At 64.8% G+C, this 17,905-nt stretch carries 14 protein-coding genes; 3 read left to right on the top strand and 11 right to left on the bottom strand.

Annotated features, from left to right (window positions below):
• Positions 1 to 549 precede the first annotated feature (549 nt).
• From EMB92_RS10040 to EMB92_RS10010, 7 genes are all read right to left on the bottom strand, one after another.
• Complete coding sequence (locus tag EMB92_RS10040; RefSeq protein WP_150394759.1) at positions 550 to 2,154, bottom strand: NAD(P)/FAD-dependent oxidoreductase; 1,605 nt, start codon at positions 2,152 to 2,154, stop codon at positions 550 to 552.
• Positions 2,155 to 2,245: 91 nt separating this feature from the next.
• A complete protein-coding gene (locus tag EMB92_RS10035; protein ID WP_150394758.1) occupies positions 2,246 to 2,560 on the bottom strand; it encodes a DUF2469 domain-containing protein in 315 nt (104 codons plus the stop codon).
• A 54-nt stretch (positions 2,561 to 2,614) separates the two neighbouring features.
• The gene (locus tag EMB92_RS10030) at positions 2,615 to 3,721 is read right to left on the bottom strand and encodes a GNAT family N-acetyltransferase (RefSeq protein ID WP_150394757.1); all 1,107 of its coding nucleotides are present in this window, start codon (positions 3,719 to 3,721) and stop codon (positions 2,615 to 2,617) included.
• 268 nt (positions 3,722 to 3,989) lie between these two features.
• Positions 3,990 to 5,489 (bottom strand): Asp-tRNA(Asn)/Glu-tRNA(Gln) amidotransferase subunit GatB, encoded by a 1,500-nt coding sequence (gene gatB / locus EMB92_RS10025; protein WP_150394756.1) that lies wholly within the window; start codon positions 5,487 to 5,489, stop codon positions 3,990 to 3,992.
• Between the two features lie 34 nt (positions 5,490 to 5,523).
• Positions 5,524 to 7,065, bottom strand: a complete 1,542-nt coding sequence (gatA, locus tag EMB92_RS10020; protein WP_150394755.1) for an Asp-tRNA(Asn)/Glu-tRNA(Gln) amidotransferase subunit GatA — start codon at positions 7,063 to 7,065, stop codon at positions 5,524 to 5,526.
• Between the two features lie 8 nt (positions 7,066 to 7,073).
• Positions 7,074 to 7,373, bottom strand: a complete 300-nt coding sequence (gatC, locus tag EMB92_RS10015) for an Asp-tRNA(Asn)/Glu-tRNA(Gln) amidotransferase subunit GatC (protein ID WP_043167208.1) — start codon at positions 7,371 to 7,373, stop codon at positions 7,074 to 7,076.
• Between the two features lie 95 nt (positions 7,374 to 7,468).
• Positions 7,469 to 8,155 (bottom strand): hypothetical protein, encoded by a 687-nt coding sequence (locus EMB92_RS10010; RefSeq protein ID WP_150394754.1) that lies wholly within the window; start codon positions 8,153 to 8,155, stop codon positions 7,469 to 7,471.
• Between the two features lie 723 nt (positions 8,156 to 8,878).
• Between EMB92_RS10010 and EMB92_RS10005 the strand changes: the two genes are divergently transcribed.
• On the top strand, positions 8,879 to 9,838 hold the full coding sequence (locus EMB92_RS10005) for a hypothetical protein (protein ID WP_150394753.1): 960 nt from the start codon (positions 8,879 to 8,881) through the stop codon (positions 9,836 to 9,838).
• A 542-nt stretch (positions 9,839 to 10,380) separates the two neighbouring features.
• On the opposite strand, the gene EMB92_RS10000 is transcribed toward EMB92_RS10005, so the two are convergent.
• The 4 genes from EMB92_RS10000 to EMB92_RS09985 all read right to left on the bottom strand — a co-directional run bounded on the left by EMB92_RS10000 (position 10,381) and on the right by EMB92_RS09985 (position 13,769).
• On the bottom strand, positions 10,381 to 11,223 hold the full coding sequence (locus EMB92_RS10000; protein WP_150394752.1) for a TrmH family RNA methyltransferase: 843 nt from the start codon (positions 11,221 to 11,223) through the stop codon (positions 10,381 to 10,383).
• 8 nt (positions 11,224 to 11,231) lie between these two features.
• Entirely contained in the window at positions 11,232 to 11,873 is a 642-nt protein-coding gene (locus EMB92_RS09995; protein WP_150394751.1) for a type I phosphoribosyltransferase, read from the bottom strand.
• Positions 11,874 to 11,976: 103 nt separating this feature from the next.
• Entirely contained in the window at positions 11,977 to 13,452 is a 1,476-nt protein-coding gene (gene rmuC, locus EMB92_RS09990) for a DNA recombination protein RmuC (RefSeq protein ID WP_150394750.1), read from the bottom strand.
• A 35-nt stretch (positions 13,453 to 13,487) separates the two neighbouring features.
• Positions 13,488 to 13,769: a metal-sensitive transcriptional regulator gene (locus EMB92_RS09985; protein ID WP_107043811.1), complete on the bottom strand. Its 282-nt coding sequence runs from the start codon at positions 13,767 to 13,769 to the stop codon at positions 13,488 to 13,490.
• A gap of 226 nt (positions 13,770 to 13,995) precedes the next feature.
• On the opposite strand from EMB92_RS09985, the gene EMB92_RS09980 reads away from it, so the two are divergent.
• Both EMB92_RS09980 and EMB92_RS09975 read left to right on the top strand, forming a co-directional pair.
• Positions 13,996 to 16,632, top strand: coding sequence for an HAD-IC family P-type ATPase (locus EMB92_RS09980; protein ID WP_150394749.1), 2,637 nt, complete (start codon positions 13,996 to 13,998; stop codon positions 16,630 to 16,632).
• Between the two features lie 122 nt (positions 16,633 to 16,754).
• Positions 16,755 to 17,816 (top strand): LacI family DNA-binding transcriptional regulator, encoded by a 1,062-nt coding sequence (locus EMB92_RS09975; RefSeq protein ID WP_150394748.1) that lies wholly within the window; start codon positions 16,755 to 16,757, stop codon positions 17,814 to 17,816.
• Positions 17,817 to 17,905 lie beyond the last annotated feature (89 nt).

Genomic DNA, 17,905 nt, shown 5'->3' with positions numbered 1-17,905 from the left:
CCATCCGTATCCCCATCCGTATCCCCATCCCGGTCTCCATCCAGTCTCCATCCGTATCCCCATCCACATCCGTACCCCCATCTCGGTCTCCATCCCAGTCTTCATCTGTATCCCCATCCGTATCCCCATCCCCGTCTGTATTCCCATCCCGGTCTCCATCCCAGTCTCCATCCCCATCTGTATCCCCATCCCAGTCTCTCAGCGTCACTTTTTCCCGAAATAGGCCCATTCCGTAGGAGTCGAGCAGGCTGCTCGCGCCCGCGATCCCCTCAGCGTCATGTTTTCCCGAAATCAGCCCATCGCGCGGGAATATGTGACGCTGACCCGGAACCAGCGTCACTTATTTCCGCGCGATGGAGAAATCTCGGGAAAATGTGACGCTGACGAACTGCCACCGCAAAAACCTCTACTGAACACCACATCGCACAGAGCAATAAAGACACAATAAAGACCAAAAACTCAAAAAGGCTTCCTCGTAATGAGGAAGCCTTTCGTCACAACGACAATGACAATGACAATGACGACGACAATAACGGCAACGCCGTCATGTCACTTCTGTTCGTGGTAGGACTTGTCAGTGTTGACGGACCACACGTTCTTCTTGGACGTCTTGCCGCTCTTGATGTTGGAGACGGCCTCGATGGCGGTGGCCATGGAGTGGTCCATGTTGTTGTAGCGGTGCTGGCCGTTGCGGCCGACGCAGTAGAGGTTGCCGAAGCCATCGAGGTACTCGATGAGCTCGTCCATGTGCTCGTAGGTGTCGAAGTAGGCGGGGTAGGCCTTCTTGACGCGCTCGCGATGGGAGTCAAGCACATCGGCGGGACCACTGATGACACGCATGCGAGTGAGCTCGGAGATGGCGAACTTGGTGGCCTCCTCATCGGACATGTTCCAGAAGGAGTCACCCTCCTCGCAGAAGTACTCGAGGCCGATCCACACGGTGTTGTCGACGTCCTTGACCAGGTACGGGCTCCAGTTGTTGAAGATCTGGAGACGGCCGACCTTGTAGCCCGGATCCTGAACGTAGATCCAGCAGTCGGGCACGATCGGCGGGTTACCGAGGGTGGGGATGTCGGTGGTGTTCTTGAGGCGCAGGTGCTTGACCAGCAGACCGACGGTGACGAAGTCGCGGTACGGCAGGCCTTCGGCGATGTGGACCATATCGGCGGGGGCGGGCTTGCCCTGCACGGCCTGTTCGCCGGCGTCGATCGCGTCGACGAGGTCCTTGACGGGCATCGACGAGATGAACTGGTCGGCGTGGATCTCCTTGCGGTTGCCCTCGGAGTCCTCGGTGATGACGGAGGAGATGTGACCGGCGACCTGACGCACCTCGACGACCGTGGCATCGGTGACGACCTTGACGCCGGCGGCCTCGCAGTTGTGCTCGACGGTCTCCCACAGCTGGCCGGGACCGTACTTCGGGTACCAGAACTCCTCGATGAGGGAGGTCTCGACCTCGGCGTTGGAGCGCTTCTTCGGCAACAGCTTCTGGAACGCGTTCTTGAGCACGCCGAGGATCGACAGGCCCTTGACGCGCTGCGAGCCCCAGTCGGCGGAGATCTGCGAGGGGTGACGTCCCCACAGCTTCTCGGTGTATCCCTCGAAGAACATGGAGTACAGCTTGCGGCCGAAACGGTTGATGTAGAAGTTCTCGAGGTTCGTCTCGGGCAGCTTGTGGATCATCGACTTCAGGTAGGAGAAGCCGGCGACCAGCGTGAGCTTGACACCCATCGCCTTGAGCGTGTTGGGGCTCAGCGAGATCGGGTAGTCGAAGAAGTGGCGGTTCCAGTAGATGCGGGAGACGCGATGACGCTTGAGCATCACCTTGTCCTCGACCTCCGGATCGGGGCCGCCCGGCTCCATGTCGTGCTCACGACCGAGCTTCTTGTCGTCGTAGGAGGGGGCGCCCTGCAGCGGCAGGACGTCCTTCCACCAGTCCATGATGCGGTCGTCCTTCGAGAAGAAGCGATGTCCGCCGATGTCCATGCGGTTGCCGTTGTGCTTGACGGTGCGCGAGATACCGCCGAATTCGCGGGTTCCCTCCAGAACCGTGACGTCGTACTTGTCGGCGCCGCCGTCCTTGATAAGCTCCCATGCCGCGGTCAGGCCTGCGGGGCCTCCACCGATGATCACCACGGATTGTTTGTCGGTCACGTTCATCTCCTTATAACAAAATCACGCATATCCTACCGGAGGCCTCGGAAGCGCACGCCGACCATGTGCGTTTCCTCACAGATACTTCAGGTCAGTGGATGTCGTCGGGGATGTCGATGTCGGTTTTCTGGACCTCTTCGACGTTGACATCCTTGAACGTGACGATGCGCACGTTCTTGGCGAATCGGCTCGGACGGTACACGTCCCACACCCATGCGTCCGTGAGCTGGACGTCGAAGTACACGTCCTGCCCGGCGGATCGCACATTGAAGTCGACCTTGTTCGCCAGGTAGAACCGGCGTTCGGTCTCCACTACGTACGTGAACAGTTTGATGACGTCGCGATATTCCTTGTACAGCGACAGCTCGGCGTCGGTTTCGTAATTGTCGAGATCCTCGGCGCTCATACCTTCCTGATTCCTTTTGTTTCCTGTTATGCCCTGGTTATGCCCTATGCGTCGCTATTTGTCGCTTTCGCGTTTGCGACCACGACCAAGGGTACGCCACCAGGCGTCCTTCGACGTCTTGCGTTCGCTCTGCCCGTATGGCCAGTTGCTTTCCTCGTCGGATGAATCGTACGCGTGGGACTCCCCCGTCGGCGTCTCGGGCGCTGCCGGCGGCAGTCCGAGCCGTTCGCGCGCCTCCTGCGGGGTCATGCGGTATGCGCTTTCCCGGGTGTGCGATTCATGCTTGACCGCGTGCTCATCCGATGCCGACTCGCCGCCGTCCGACCTGTTCGTCCCGTCCGACCTGTCCGTTCGGGAGCGCTGCTGGATGGCGATCGAGTGCTCGCGTGCGCTCAGCGCCTCCTGCACGCCGGGATTGTCCTCGATCAGGTGCATGCCGAACGCCTCGAGCGAACGGATCGGATCGTATTCGTCGACCAGCGTGTCCATGACGATGAGATCCTGGTACTTGCGTCCGACCGGATCCCACAGCGCGTCGCGCGACGTGCCGGACGGCACGAATCCGAGCGACTGGTAGACCGAGACGGAACGCGTGTTCTGCTCCGGCACGCTCACCCAGATGCGATGCATGCCGAGTCCGGCCGGCTCCGGCGCGAAGCCGTAGGTCATGACGCGCGGCATCGCGTCGCGCGAGTAGCCGCGGCCGCGGTAGTCCCTGCCGAGGATGATCTGGATGCGCGCCGAACGGGACCATCCGTCGATGTCGATCAGGAAGATCATGCCGATGACGTTGCCGGTGGCGGAGGCATCGGTCTTGTGGTCCATATCGTGGTCGGCGTCGGTCAGGATCGCCCAGGCAATGGTGCGACGCGCCTCGGGATCGCCCACGCCGGACTCGCTCGGTGCCTGACCCTGCGTCCATGCGACGGAGCGCGCAACCCACGCGTGGACGACGGCGCGTTCCGCGTTCTCGTCCTTGCCGGTGATCTTGGTGGCACCGTAGTAGGCGTCGAGCTGGTCGAGCTTGGGCAGGTCTTCCATGGTGGCGGGGCGCAGATGCACCATCTCGCCGCGGATGGGCGGGATCACGATGCTCGCGGGCAGTTCGCGACGCTCCGGATTCCACGTCGCGGCCGTGTTCGCTTCCATGTACTCAGTCATTTCCCTGTCGTCCCTCGCAAAATCAAACGCGCCGGATCGCCCTGATCCGGTCGATGATCGCCGATGATTGCCGACCGATCATTGCCGAAGTTATCTTACTCAGCTGTATGAACGCTGGGAGAACATATAGGTTACATGTAACCGAATTTCCACACGCCCCTCGTTTGCCGCAACGGCATCGAAACGACGAATCCCGCCGCTCCCCCACAAAACGGGGAGACGACGGGATTCACGCAACCGATCGGATGAGCTGGCTTCCTTGGTGGCTTCAGCCCTTGATCTTGCCCATGACGATCTTGGTGACGGCCTTGGCGTCGGCCTGACCGCGCGTGGCCTTCATCACGGCGCCGATGATCACGCCCATCGGCTTCATGTTGCCGCTCTTGAGCTTCTCGACGACGTCCGGGTTGGCCTCGAACGCGGCGTCGACCGCGGCCTCGATCGCACCGGAGTCCTCGACGATCTTGTAGCCGTGCTTCTTGACGACCTCGTCCGGGGTGCCCTCACCGGCGAGCACGCCGGCGACGGTCTGCTTGGCGAGCTTGTCGTTGAGCTTGCCGTCGGCGATGAGCTTCTCGACCTCGGCCACATCGGCCGGGGTGACGGGCAGCTCCTCGAGCGAGACACCCTTGGCGTTGGCCTCGCGGGACAGCTCACCGAGCCACCACTTGCGCGCACCGGCAGCGGAGGCACCGGCCTTGACGGTCTCCTCGATCAGGTCGAGGGCGTCGGCGTTGAGGATGTCGCGCAGCTGCAGGTCGGTCAGACCCCACTCGGTCTTGAGACGGTTGCGGCGCTCGCGCGGCATCTCCGGCATCTGGGCCTTCATCTCGTCGATGTGCTCCTTGGTGATGTGGAGCATGACGAGATCCGGATCCGGGAAGTAGCGGTAGTCGTCCGCATCGGACTTGAGACGGCCGCCGGCGGTGGTCTGCGTGGCCTCGTCCCAGTGACGGGTCTCCTGCAGGATCTCCTTGCCCTCGTCGAGACGGGCGGCCTGACGGCGGATCTCGTACTGGATCGTCTTCTCGATGCCACGGAACGAGTTCACGTTCTTGGTTTCGGAACGCGTGCCGTACGGGGCGTCGGCGGACGGACGCAGCGAGACGTTGACGTCGGCGCGCATGTTGCCCTGCTCCATGCGGGCGTGGGAGATGCCCAGCGCACGCACGATGTCGCGGATCGCGCGCATGTAGGCGCCCGCGATCTCCGGAGCGCGGTCGCCCGCGCCCTCGATCGGCTTGGTGACGATCTCGATCAGCGGCACGCCGGCGCGGTTGTAGTCGACCAGCGAGTGATCGGCGCCCTCGATACGGCCGTCGGCGCCACCCACGTGGGTGTTCTTGCCGGCGTCGTCCTCGATGTGGGCGCGCTCGATCGGCACGCGGAAGACGGTGCCGTCCTCCAGCTCGACATCGAGGTAGCCGTTGCCGTTGGTCGGCTTGTCGTACTGGGAGATCTGGTAGTCGCGCGGCATGTCCGGGTAGAAGTAGTTCTTACGCGCGAACTGGCTCCACTCGTTGATCTCGCAGTGCAGGGCGAGACCCAGCTTGATCGCGTAGTCGACGGCCGTCTTGTTGACCACCGGCAGGGAGCCCGGCAGGCCGAGGCTCACCGGGGTCAGCTGCGTGTTCGGCTCGCCGCCGAAGTGAACTTCGGCCGGGCAGAACAGCTTGGTCTTCGTGCACAGCTCGACGTGCGTCTCGAGGCCGAACACCACATCGTACTTCTTGGTGGCATCGGCGTACTTCATCAGTTTTTCAGCCATGATGTTTTTCTTTCGATCCTTCCGATGCTTGGTCTCACTTGGCGAGGCCGTCGAGCCACGGGGCCTTCAGGTCCTTCCAGATCGGTCCGTTCCAGTCCTCCTCGAGGGCGGCCTCGAGCGCGGCGGCGGGCTTGTACATGACCTCGTCGCGCTGCTGCGGGGCGATGAACTGGAAGCCGACCGGCAGACCGTCGTCGGACAGGCCGGCGGGGATCGACATGGCCGGGACGCCGGCGAGGTTCGCCGGGATCGTCGCGATGTCGTTCATGTACATGGCCAGCGGATCGTCCATCTTCTCGCCGAACTTGAACGCGGTGGACGGGCTGGTCGGGGCGACCAGGACGTCGGCCTGCTCGAAGGCCTTCCTGAAGTCCTCGATGATCAGCGTGCGGACCTTCTGCGCGGAGCCGTACCAGGCGTCGTAGTAGCCGGCGGACAGGGCGTAGGTGCCGAGGATGATACGGCGCTTGACCTCGTCGCCGAAGCCGGCCTCACGGGTGTAGGCCATCATGTTGGCGGCGGTCTGCGGCACGTCGGCCGGCGGCATCACGCGCAGGCCGTAGCGCATGCCGTCGTAACGGGCCAGGTTGGAGCTGACCTCGGACGGCATGATGATGTAGTAGGCGCCCAGAGCGTACTCGAAGTGCGGGCAGGAGACCTCGACGACCTCGGCACCCATGTCCTCGAGCTTCTTGACGGCCTCGTTGAAGCGGGCCTCGACGCCGGGCTGGAAGCCCTCGCCGCCGAGTTCCTTGACCAGGCCGACCTTCAGGCCCTTCAGGTCGCGCTTGGCGCCTTCGCGCGCGGCGGCGGCCATCGGACGCGGACCCTCCGGGATGGAGGTGGAGTCGCGGCGATCGTTGCCGCCGATGATCTCCTGCAGCAGGGCGGAGTCAAGCACGGTGCGGGAGACCGGGCCGATCTGATCGAGCGAGGAGGCCATGGCGATCGCGCCGAAGCGGGAGACGCCGCCGTAGGTCGGCTTGACGCCGACGGTGCCGGTCAGAGCGCCCGGCTGACGAATGGAGCCACCGGTATCGGTACCAAGGGCCAGCGGAGCCTCGAACGCGGCGACCGCGGAGGCCGAACCGCCGCCGGAACCGCCGGGGACGCGCTCGGTATCCCACGGGTTGTGGGTGGTCTGGTAGGCGGAGTGCTCGGTGGAGGAGCCCTGCGCGAACTCATCGAGGTTGGTCTTGCCGAGGATCGGCATGCCGGCTGCCTTGAGCTTCTCGATGACGGTGGCGTCGTACGGGGGGATCCAGCCCTCGAGGATCTTGGAGGCGGCGGTGGTCTCGATGCCCTTGGTGACGATCATGTCCTTGATCGCGATCGGAACACCGGCCAGCTCGGGCAGAGCGGCCTTCTCGTCGGCGCTCTTGGCGTCGAAGGCGTCGGCCTGCTCGCGGGCGACGTCGGCGGAGACCTTGAGGAACGCCTTGATGCTCGGCTCGGCGGCCTCGATCACCTCGAGATGCGCGTCGACCAGCTCGCGGCTGGAGACCTCGCCCTTGCGGACGGCCGCGGCCATCTCGGCGGCGGACAGCTTGACCAGTTCGTTGGTTGCTTGCGTCATGTCTGCTCTCACTCCTCGCTTCCCAGGATTCGCGGCGCGACGAACATGCCGGCCTCGGTCTTCGGGCCGCCGGCGAGCGCCTCGGCCTGCGTGAGCGGGGTAACCGGCTCGTCGGGGCGCAGGTAGGCCTCGAGCGGCACCGGGTTGGCGGTCGGCGGCACGTCGTCGGAGGCGACCTCCTGGACCTTGTTGATGGAGTCGGCGATGACGTTCAGCTCGCCCTGCAGGCGGGTGATCTCCTCATCGGTGAGCGCGATTCGGGCCAGATCGCCCAAATGCACGATTTCTTCGCGTGTGAATGTAGGCATGCGCCTAACTATACGAGCGGTTTGTGACACGCGCGGGACATGTCTGTTATCCGTCCGTTATTCCTCTATTCCCATCTCTTTATTCCTCCGATCCTTTATTCCTCCGATGCCGCCGGGTCGTACCAGATGATGTGCAGGCGGAACGTGCCGTCGTCGGATTGCCATCCCCGGAATCCCAGTTCGTTCCAGCTCATCGGCATCGCACCGGCCTCATCAGTGAAGGACTGCGATTGCTTGACGAGGTCCCGCTGCGTCTCGTCCGGCATGCCGAGCTTCCCGGCCATGCATTGGAATCCTTCGGATCGCATCGGATCCTTGGCCTCGTTTGCGGGGACGATGAGGTTGATGTCCCTCGGGGGATGTTCCTCCCCGTTCGCGGCGCTCGTCGCGTTCGCCACGCCCGCGGGCACGATCTGGAACTCGGCCTTCGTTCCGTCCGCGTTGTCCGGATCGTTGCATGCGGCGATCATGTCGGTCATGTCCTTGAGCGTGTATCGCCGATCGCTCTGTGCGGGCAGCTGGTAGGGGCCGATTTCGGCGTCGGCGTTGCCGCGATGCCACGCCCACACCACCGTCGCGCACACAATGACCAGCAGCACCACCACTCCCGCGACCGCCCACGGCCGACGCCCGCCCCATCGGTTCCCGCGCATGCGGTCATGTCCGCCGGGAGTTCCTCCACCGGGCACTCCCCTATCGGGCGTACCTCCGCCGGGCACTCCCCTGCCGAGCACACCATGCGAACCACCGTGCGATGTCTGCGATGCTCCATTGCCACTCATGATCCTCACCCACTTCGCTCTACCGCGACTCCGCCCCATTGCGGCGTCTACAGCGTCTACGCAACGCCTGCCTCCATTCTACCCGCCCGCCCCTTACCCCGTCCAGCAAGAGGCGGACAAACACCGATAGCAAATACCTCTCACCAAGCCGGCTCTCAGCGAGAGGTGCCAGCATGCCGGTGACGGAAACCTCTCGCCATTCTTCCCCATGTGAGAGGTCGGCGACCGCCAATAACGAGCACCTCTCGCTAAGGGCTCCTCCCGCAAGAGATCGACGGCCATCAATGACATACATCTCTCACTAGAACCCCCTCAGCGAGAGATCACCGTCACATAATGACAAAACCATCCCACCTATCACCCGCTTGGCGAGACGTTCATGCTAACGGCCGGCATACAGGTATCGGCACCGGTGCAGATAGCAAGACATCTACCCCCAGCCGGCGACGGGAACCTCTCACTGATGTGTCTCAGCGAGAGTTCCGCATCGCCGTCCAGCATAAACGGCTCACCAACCGCGTCCGTAACGACGAGAGATACCCGTCACAGGTGGGCACCAATGACCCGTTAACGCACATGCCCGGCATCGCGCAGACGCCACCCACGACTTATCCACAGCATCCCGCAGCGAACCCATCGGCGGAATCCCAAGCCTCGAGGAGCTTCGTCCACCGGAGTCGTTCGACTCCTCCCACAGCGGGTGCCGCCCCTTATGGTCGGGTCATGAGACAACACCACGAAGTCACGGCGCTGATTCAGACGGCGCAATCCGAACGCCGATGCGCGTTCGGGACCACACACGCACAGCGTCAGGCACTGTCCCGCCGTGCACACGCGAACGAGCTCCATCAGGCGATGCCCAATATGTACGCCGACGCCGCATACTGGCAATCGCTCAGTCCTCCCGAGCGTACGCTGCATATGGCTCGCACCCTGTCGAGGAAGCATCCCAGCTGGGTCTTCGGAGGACTCACCGCCGCTGCCGCACACGGCTTCGACCACCGCTGGAGGCTGCACGACGGTAGGATCACCGTGACCACCACCACTCGCAGCACCGACACCACCGCCGGCAAACGCATCCAACGACTACGGATCCCGCCGGAGCAGCACATCGTCACCGCCAACGGGATTCCGGTTACGGATCGCGCCCGCACCGTCGTGGACTGCGGCCTCACCCTGCAGTTCCGCGATGCGCTCGCCATCGTCGATTCCGCGATGGCCGGAGGTCTGTCCATCGCGGACATGCTGGTGGCGAGTTCGCGCATACAACAGGATTCCACACCGGTGCTCCGCCTGCTGCACTATGCGAATCCCGCCAGCGAGAACGGCGGCGAGTCACTGGCGCGCGGCACGATCATCGAACAGCGATTCATGGTTCCGGAGATCCAGACGACTTTCGTCGACCCCGCTACGGAGCAGACGTATCGGGTCGACTTCGTCTGGCGACTGCCAGACGGGCGTGTCATCGTCGGCGAGCTGGATGGCACGGAGAAGTATGTGAATCCGGAGATGACCAATCGCAGAAGCATCCAAGGCGTGGTACTCGCGGAACGAGAACGCGAGACCGCGCTGCGCCAGGCCGGAGTCACGACGATATTCCGATTCACGTTCGATGATGCGATCCGCCGGGAACCGCTCATCGGCAAGCTGCTTGCCGCCGGGGTACCGAGGAATCAGCTCTAGTCGACCGACCCAGCCGGCAGGGGCTCGCATCCCTGCACCCCACCCGCAGCTCCTGTCCCATGCCCGTCCGTCCGAGAGAGGCCGTCGCCACCGTATTACATCGATCTCTCACAGATAGCGCCGGATCACCACCATGGCGAGAGATCTCACGGCAACGGTGACGCAAACCTCTCGCGGAGAACCACCTTAGCGAGAGGTTTCCGTCAGGAGGCAACGATGACGTCTCGCTGACGCCCCATCAGCAAGAGATCGCTGCCATATGGTGGCACGAAGCTCTCACTGAGACTTCTCCAGTGAGAGGTTATTCCTACCCATATGCCAAGGACCTCTCACTGACGGAGTTTCAGCGAGACACTTCTGCCATTTCAGAACACGGTTCTCTCGCACACGGCCCTCATAGCAAGAGGTTCCGGTGGGGTAATGACGGAATTCTCTCGCGAAGAACCACCTCAGCGAGAGGTTTCCGTCAGGAGGCAACGGGCATATCCCTCCAGTGGGTGATCACCGCCAGAGGCGGCGGGGATCGTTCGTCGGGGCCGCGTTCAGCGGATGGTGGCGTGCTGGGCGATCCAGGCGTGCATAGTCACGGCGGCGGCGGCTCCGGCGTTGATGGAGCGGACCGAACCGAACTGGGAGATGTAGACCACGTCGTCGGCGAGGTCGAGGGCGGTCTGCGTCAGTCCCGGGCCTTCGGCGCCGAACAGCAGCAGGCAGCGCTTGGGGAAGGCGTAGGTCTCCATCGGCACAGCGCCGGGGATGATGTCCATCGCGATGACGCGCGCCGCCTCGAGTTCCCGGATGCGCACGTCGGCCGCGTCGAGTTCGGCAAGGGCATCCGTATGCGAGGCGACGCCGGTGGCGTCCCCACTCGCGCGGAGTGCGGCGGCCGCGGCGCGGGATCGCTCGTAGGCGATCTCACCGGCGATGCGATTGCGCCAGCATTCGACCAGTTCGGCGATCGACGGATGATGCTCAACGTGGCTGTACAGCTCGGTCATCAGCGCGCCGTTGCGATTCCACTTGTGCGGGCCGACGATGTGGACGCGGCGCGCCTGGAACGCGTTGGCGCTGCGGACCATCGACCCGATATTGAAGTCGTGCGTCCAGTTCTCGCAGGCGATCTCGAAGTCATGACGGCCGCGCGCGTCGAGATCGGCCTTGATCGCGGCGACGCTCCAGTAGCGGTAGCGGTCGAGCACGTTGCGCCGATCGCCCTCATCGAGCAGGGCGGAGTCGTACCGGTACGGATCGTAGGCCGGCGACGCCGGGTCGTCGGGACGCGGCTCACCGGGATGGGTCTGGGCCCACGGCCCCACGCCCACCTCGCGGAAGACGGGCTCGCCGGAGCGTTCGGCCTCGATATCGATGGGATTACGGGGATGCATGCGACCTGTCAGGCGTTGAGTTCGGACTCGTGGAAGACCTGGATGAACGGCACCTCGTGGCGCGAGTCGTCGACCGGGTTGATGACGGTGATCTCGTGCTCGTCCGCGCCCTCGCCGACCTCGCCGACGAGCGAGGCGACGGCCACGACCGAAGCGCCCTCGTGCTCGACGATCGAGAAATCGAGGCTCAGCTCGTTGCCGTTGCGCAGCGTCACCAGCGAGCTGGTCTGCACGTACGACTTCTCCGAGAGCCACGCATCGAGCAGCACCACGCGCTTGCCCTTGATCGACGGGCCCTTGATCGACGGGAAGACGAAGTCCATGACGAATCCGTCGAGGTCCTCACCGCGGGAGGCGGCGGCCTGGATCACGGAGCTGACGAGCGGCACGGAGGCGGCGGTCAGCGCGCCGACCGCGTCGAAGTCGTCCACGGAGTATCCGGCGTCCTCAAGCGTGTCGAGCAGGACGTGACCCATCACCGCGGCGCCGTGATGGTCGAGCGTGACACCGTACAGTTCGGAGAACGGGCGGCCGACCACGCGCTCCTTGAGGAGGGCGCGCAGCTGATCGCGCGGGTCGAGGGCCGCGAAGTCGATGGCGTCGCCGCGCAGATCGGCGGGACCAGTGGAACGGAAACCGGAATCAGTCATAGCGCCAACAATACGGCCCGGTCTCGTCACCGAATGTCAGCAATCGTCGACGACGGACGCCGGACCATATCAGACCTCAGCCCAGATCAGACGTCAGTCCATGTCAGCCTTCATCCGACGCGGCACCGTCGCCGTCCGCGTCACCGCTGACTTCCGGGGCGGTCAGTTCGGTGATGTTGCTCTTGTCCGGGTCGAGCAGCGGCACCTCCGCGATGACCTTGGTCGCGTCGATCTTCTGCAGTTTGCGCGCGGTGGGCAGCACGCGGCGTTCGAGACTCGAGGCGAAGGTGTTGTACGCGGCGACGGTGCGGGTGATCTGCGCGCCGAGCTTGGTGGCGTGCTCGCCCAGCTTGGCGAATCGCTCGTAGAGTTCGCGCGACAGATCGAACAGCAGTTTCGCGTCCTCGGTGAGATTCTGCTGCTGCCACGCGTACGCGACGGATTTGAGGACCGCCCACAGGGTGACCGGCGAGGTGAGCGCCACCTTCTTCGAGAAGGCGTCGTCGAGCAGCGTGGGATCGGCCACGAGCGCGGCCTGCAGCAGGGCCTCGTTCGGGATGAACGCGATGACGAAGTCGGGCGTCGTATCGAACGCCTTCCAGTAGGCCTTGGCGCCGAGCACGTTCACGTGTTCGCGCAGGGCCTTGGCGTGCTCCTTGAGCAGTTCGGACCGGCGCGCGAGCTCGTCGGGGCCGGCGGAGTCGGGGATCTCGCAGGCGCGCTGATAGGCGGAATACGGCGCCTTGGCGTCGATCGGAATGGTCTTGCCGCCAGGCAGGTGGACGACCATGTCCGGACGCTGGTCGCGATCGCCGTCGCCCTTGACCGCGACCTGCGTGTCGAAGTCGACGTGCTCGAGCAGTCCGGCCGATTCGACGATGTTCTTGAGCTGGGCCTCGCCCCACGCGCCGCGCACCTTGTTGTTGCTCAGCGCGGCGGACAGGGCGCTGGTCTCGCGGTCGAGGCGCGTCTGCTGCTCGTTGAGGCCCTTGAGCTGCTCGCCGAGGGCGCCCATCTCGCGTTTGCGCCCCTCCTCGATCTGCGCGACCTTGGCCTGCAGCGCGTCGAGGTTCTTCTGCACCGGGGCGAGCGCCTCGATGACGCGGTTCTGCTCCTTCAGTCGCTGCGCCTGCTCGGCCTGACGGCGTTCGGCATCCTGCGCCTCGATCCTGCGCTGTTCGGCCGCGGCCTTGGCCTCCGCCTGACGCCGCTGTTCGGCGGCCTCCAGCGCGGCCTGACGCCGTTCCTCGGCCTCGGCCTCGGCGCGCTCGCGATCGCGCTGGATGCGGATCTGCTCGGCCTGCTGCGCCTGCGCCAGCTGCGATTTGACGAACGAGAGCTGCTGGATGGCACCCTCGTGCTGCGCGCGCGCCTCGGCGTATGCGGCGTTGAGTCGCGCGATCTCCATATTGGCGGATTCGACGTTCGACTTGGCGTCCTCCAGTTCGGCGACGCGGACGCCGCGCGCGCTTTCCTGCCCCTTCGATTTGCCCAGCACGAAGCCGATGGCCGCGCCCAGCGCGAAGCCGATCAGCAGCACGACCGCGGCCATGATCCATACAACAGCGTTATCAGTCATGCCCCAAGTAAACCACGGACGCGCGAAGCCCTGCTTCAGGATTTGACGAGGCGGGCGATGGCGGCGGAGGCCTCGTCGATCTTTTCGTCGGCGACCGCGCCGCCGTCCTGCGTGGCCTGGTACACGCAGTGCTTGAGGTGGTCGTCGAGCAACAGCAGTGCCACCGATTTCAGGGCCGAGTTCGACGCCGCGATCTGCGTGAGCACGTCGATGCAGTATTTGTCGTCCTGCACCATCTGCTCGATCGCGCGCACCTGGCCCTCGATGCGGCGCAGTCGCGCCAACACCTTCGCCTTGTCGTCACCGTAACCGTGCATGGCAGTCCTCCTTGCCGTACTTGCCGTATCTTCCGGCTTGCCGCCCCTCCGGCGCGTCGTCCCTTCCGACCGATTCTCCATGAGGGAAACTCCCCTCATTATACCCCATAGGGGTATAGGGTATACACTGTCATCAGGGATACAATGAAACCGATCCGCACGACGGGCCGCACACGGCGCACGGCACACGGCAACGCACGGCATACGGCAAGGAGACGAAGGGCGCATGGAACTCAACATATTCACCATCGGGGCATCGCTGATCGGCGCGGTCCTGCTCACATGGCTCATCCTGCGCTTCTTCTTCGGCACGCGCAAGGCCGCGCAGGGCGAGATGGGCGACGGCGAGCAGCACGCCACCATCACCGTCAAGGGCGGATACTCGCCGGACGTGGTGACGATGCGCGCCGGCGTGCCGATCGTGCTGAACTTCGATCGTCAGGAGACCGGCGAATGCACGTCGCACGTCGTCTTCGGCGATCTCGGGCTCGACGCGATGCTGCCGGGCAACACCGCCACGGAGGTCCGCCTTCCCGCACTCAAGGCGGGCGACTACCCGTTCGCCTGCGGCATGAACATGGTGCACGGCCTGCTGCGCGTCGAAGGAGAAGGGGAGGGCGATGCCGGCGAAACATCGGCCGCAACGACCTCCGCCGCAGCGCCGGACACGCCGAACACGACCACCTCCGCCACCTCCGGCGCCGACTTCGCCGCCGCGCAGACGCGCGAGGCCGAGGAACGTCGCGCCGAAATCAGGAACCTCACCAAGCTCGTCGCGCTCGGCACGGTGCTCACCCTGCCCGTATTCGTCGGGATGATGCTGCACATGATCGACCACATGCTCGTGCCGGACTGGCTCATCAACCCGTGGCTGCAGGCCGTGCTCATCACACCGGTCATGTTCTACTGCGGCGCGCCGATCCATCGCGTCGGATTCCCCGCATTGCAGCATCGCTCCCCCGACATGAACTCCCTCGTCTCGCTCGGCACGAGCGCCGCGTACCTATACAGCCTGCTCGTGTGCATCGCGCCGTGGCTGCTGCCGGAGGGATCGCGCGAACCATACTTCGAATCGGTCGGCGTGGTGATCACGCTCGTGCTCGTCGGGCGCCTTCTGGAGACGAAGGCGCGCGAGGGCACCGGCAAGGCGGTGCAGGCGCTGATCGGACTGCGTCCGCGCACCGCGCACCGACTGATCGCGGCCGGAGACGAGTCCGGTCGCAATGCCATCGCGCGGACGACGGGCAACGGCGAAGCCGCCGCGTCCGACTGGCTCGATCCGCACGCCTATACGGACGTCGACATCGACGAGGTCCAGCCCGGCGACCTCATCGTCGTCAAGGCCGGCGAGCGCATCCCGACTGACGGCGTGGTCGTCGCGGGCGATGCGCAGGTCGACGAATCGATGATCACCGGCGAATCGCGTCCCGTGCGCAAGTCGGCGGGCACGCCGGACGCCGACGATCCCGCGGACGCCATCCTCACCGGCGCGACGATCATCCTTAAAGGCAACCTCCTCATGCGCGCCACGCAGGTCGGCGGCGACACGGTGCTCTCGCAGATCGTCGCGATGGTCGCCCGCGCGCAGGCGACGAAGGCTCCGGTGCAGCGCATGGCCGACTCCATCGCCCGCGTGTTCGTGCCGGCGGTGTTCATCATCGCGGTGTGGACGTTCGCGATCTGGTTCGCGATCGGCCCCGATCCGGCGCTCGCGCACGCGCTCGTCACGGCGGTGAGCGTGCTCATCATCGCCTGCCCGTGCGCGCTGGGACTGGCGACGCCGCTGTCGGTGACGGCCGCGACCGGCGTCGGCGCGACGAACGGCGTGCTCGTCACCAGCGCGAAGGCGTTGGAGAACGCGCGCCGGATCGGCGTCGTCGTCTTCGACAAGACCGGTACGATCACGCGCGGCGTGGCCGACGCCGATTCGACCGACTGGAGCCGTCCCAGCTACGAACGCGATCCGATCAAGCCGGGATCGAAGGAGGCGGTGGCCGCGTTGCGCGCCGCCGGCATCCGCACGGTTATGCTGTCGGGCGACAAGGCCGACGTGGCCGCGCATATCGCGCGCGAGGTAGGCATCGACACGGTGATCGCGCAGGTCAGGCCGGACGGCAAGGCGTACTGGATCGAGAAGCTGCAGCGCGAGCCGCACGACGGACTCGTCGCGATGGTCGGCGACGGCATCAACGACGCGCCCGCACTCGCGCAGGCCGATCTGGGACTCGCGATCGGCACCGGCACCGACGTGGCGATGCAGTCGGCCGACGTGACGCTGATGAGCGGCGATCTGCGCGGCGTGATCAGGACGATCAACCTCTCGCAGGCGACGATGCGCAACATCAGGCAGAATCTCGGCTGGGCGTTCGGCTACAACGTGATCGGCATCCCGATCGCGGCCGGCGTGCTGTATCCGTTCACCGGATGGCTGCTCAGCCCGATGATCGCGGGACTGGCGATGGCGCTGAGCTCGGTGTGCCTCGTGCTCAACGCGAATCGCCTGAATCTCGCGCATCCGAGCGCGGAGACGGTGACCGGACGCAGTGCGGCGGACACCGCCGAGTCCGCCAAGCCGTCGGGCGACGGCCCGCACGTGATCATCGACGAACGGACCATGCTCACCACGGACAACACTTCCCATAACACCAATCACAAGGAGAACACCATGGAAATGAACCACATGCACATGCATCACGCAGCCCCCACCGACGGCGAGACCGCAACCGACCCGGTGTGCGGCATGACCGTCGCGGTGAACGCCGACGCGATCACGCGCGAGCACGACGGCAAGACCTACTACTTCTGCGGCGAGCACTGCGCCAAGAACTTCGACAAGGCCCCGCAGCTCTTCCTCGAGCAGTGAGCCAAAGCGGACAGACGCAGTACGCAGTATGGACGGCTCTCCTCGTGTGAGGGGAGCCGTCGTTGCATACTGGCGGACGGATCAACGGACGGATCGGAAGAATCGGAAGAAAGGTGAAGGTCATGGCCCGCGGAATGGCCCATAGGCGCGTCACGATGAACGACGTCGCCAAACTGGCCGGAGTATCGCTGAAAACCGTCTCCAACGTCGTCAACGGGTACGAGTTCGTCAGGGAGAGCACCCGGCGCAAGGTGCTGGAGGCGATCGACGAACTGGGCTACAGCGTCAACGTGACGGCCAAAAGCCTGCGTCAGGGGCGCAGCGACATCATCGGTCTGTGCATTCCCGACCCGCAGGTGCCGTATTTCGCGCGACTGCTGTCCTCGATCATCGAGGAGGCACATCTGCGGGGCAGACAGGTGATGTTCAGCCCTTCGGGAGTCAGCAGGCAGCACGAGCTCGATCTGCTGCACGGACCGCTCTCCTCGCTCGCCGACGGCATGATCATGAGTCCCCTGCATCTGTCCGCGGCGGACGAACCCGTCATTGACGTCGATTACCCGCTGGTCATCATCGGCGACCAGCTGCCGCTGACCTCGTTCGATCGCGTGACCACGCAGAACCGCGTCGGCATCTACAATGCGACCACCCGTCTGATCGAACACGGATGCCGACGCATCGCGATCATCGGCGTGCATGACGGGCAGACCGCCGGCGCCGCCCCGTTGCGGCTCGCAGGATATCGACAGGCGTTGCGCGACGCCGGGCTGCCCAATGACCCGGCGCTGGAGATCCCGGCGGCCATGTGGCATCAGCCAGGCGGCGAGGAGGCCGTGCGCAGGATGCTCGCCGCAGGCCTAAATCCGGACGGCATCGTGTGCATGAGCGATCTGCTGGCCGCGGGCGTGCTGCAGGAGCTGCGCCGGCAGTCCATTCGGGTGCCACAGGACGTCCGGGTGTTCGGGTTCGACGATTCCGTCGACTCGCAGTACCTGTACCCGTCGCTCAGCTCGGTGAATCCGAATCTTGAGGAAGTGGCCCGGACGGCGGTAGAGCTCATCTGCGATCGCATCGAAGGACAGGCGCCGACGCTGGCAGGTGTGACGGTTCATGGACGCGTGCAGTTCACCGCGCCCTCCACGATCAGGGAGCGAGAGTCAAGTCTGACGGAGACAGCCGACTGACTCGTGCGCGGGCCGACCGCAGCCGGGCGATGCCGAACGGTGTTTTCCGGGCAGATGGCAGAGCAGATGGCAGAAGTGCCGCACCGCAG

The sequence above is a fragment of the Bifidobacterium callitrichos genome (assembly GCF_008698085.1).
Lineage (GTDB): Bacteria > Actinomycetota > Actinomycetes > Actinomycetales > Bifidobacteriaceae > Bifidobacterium > Bifidobacterium callitrichos.
This window is presented reverse-complemented; position numbering and strand designations above follow the sequence as displayed.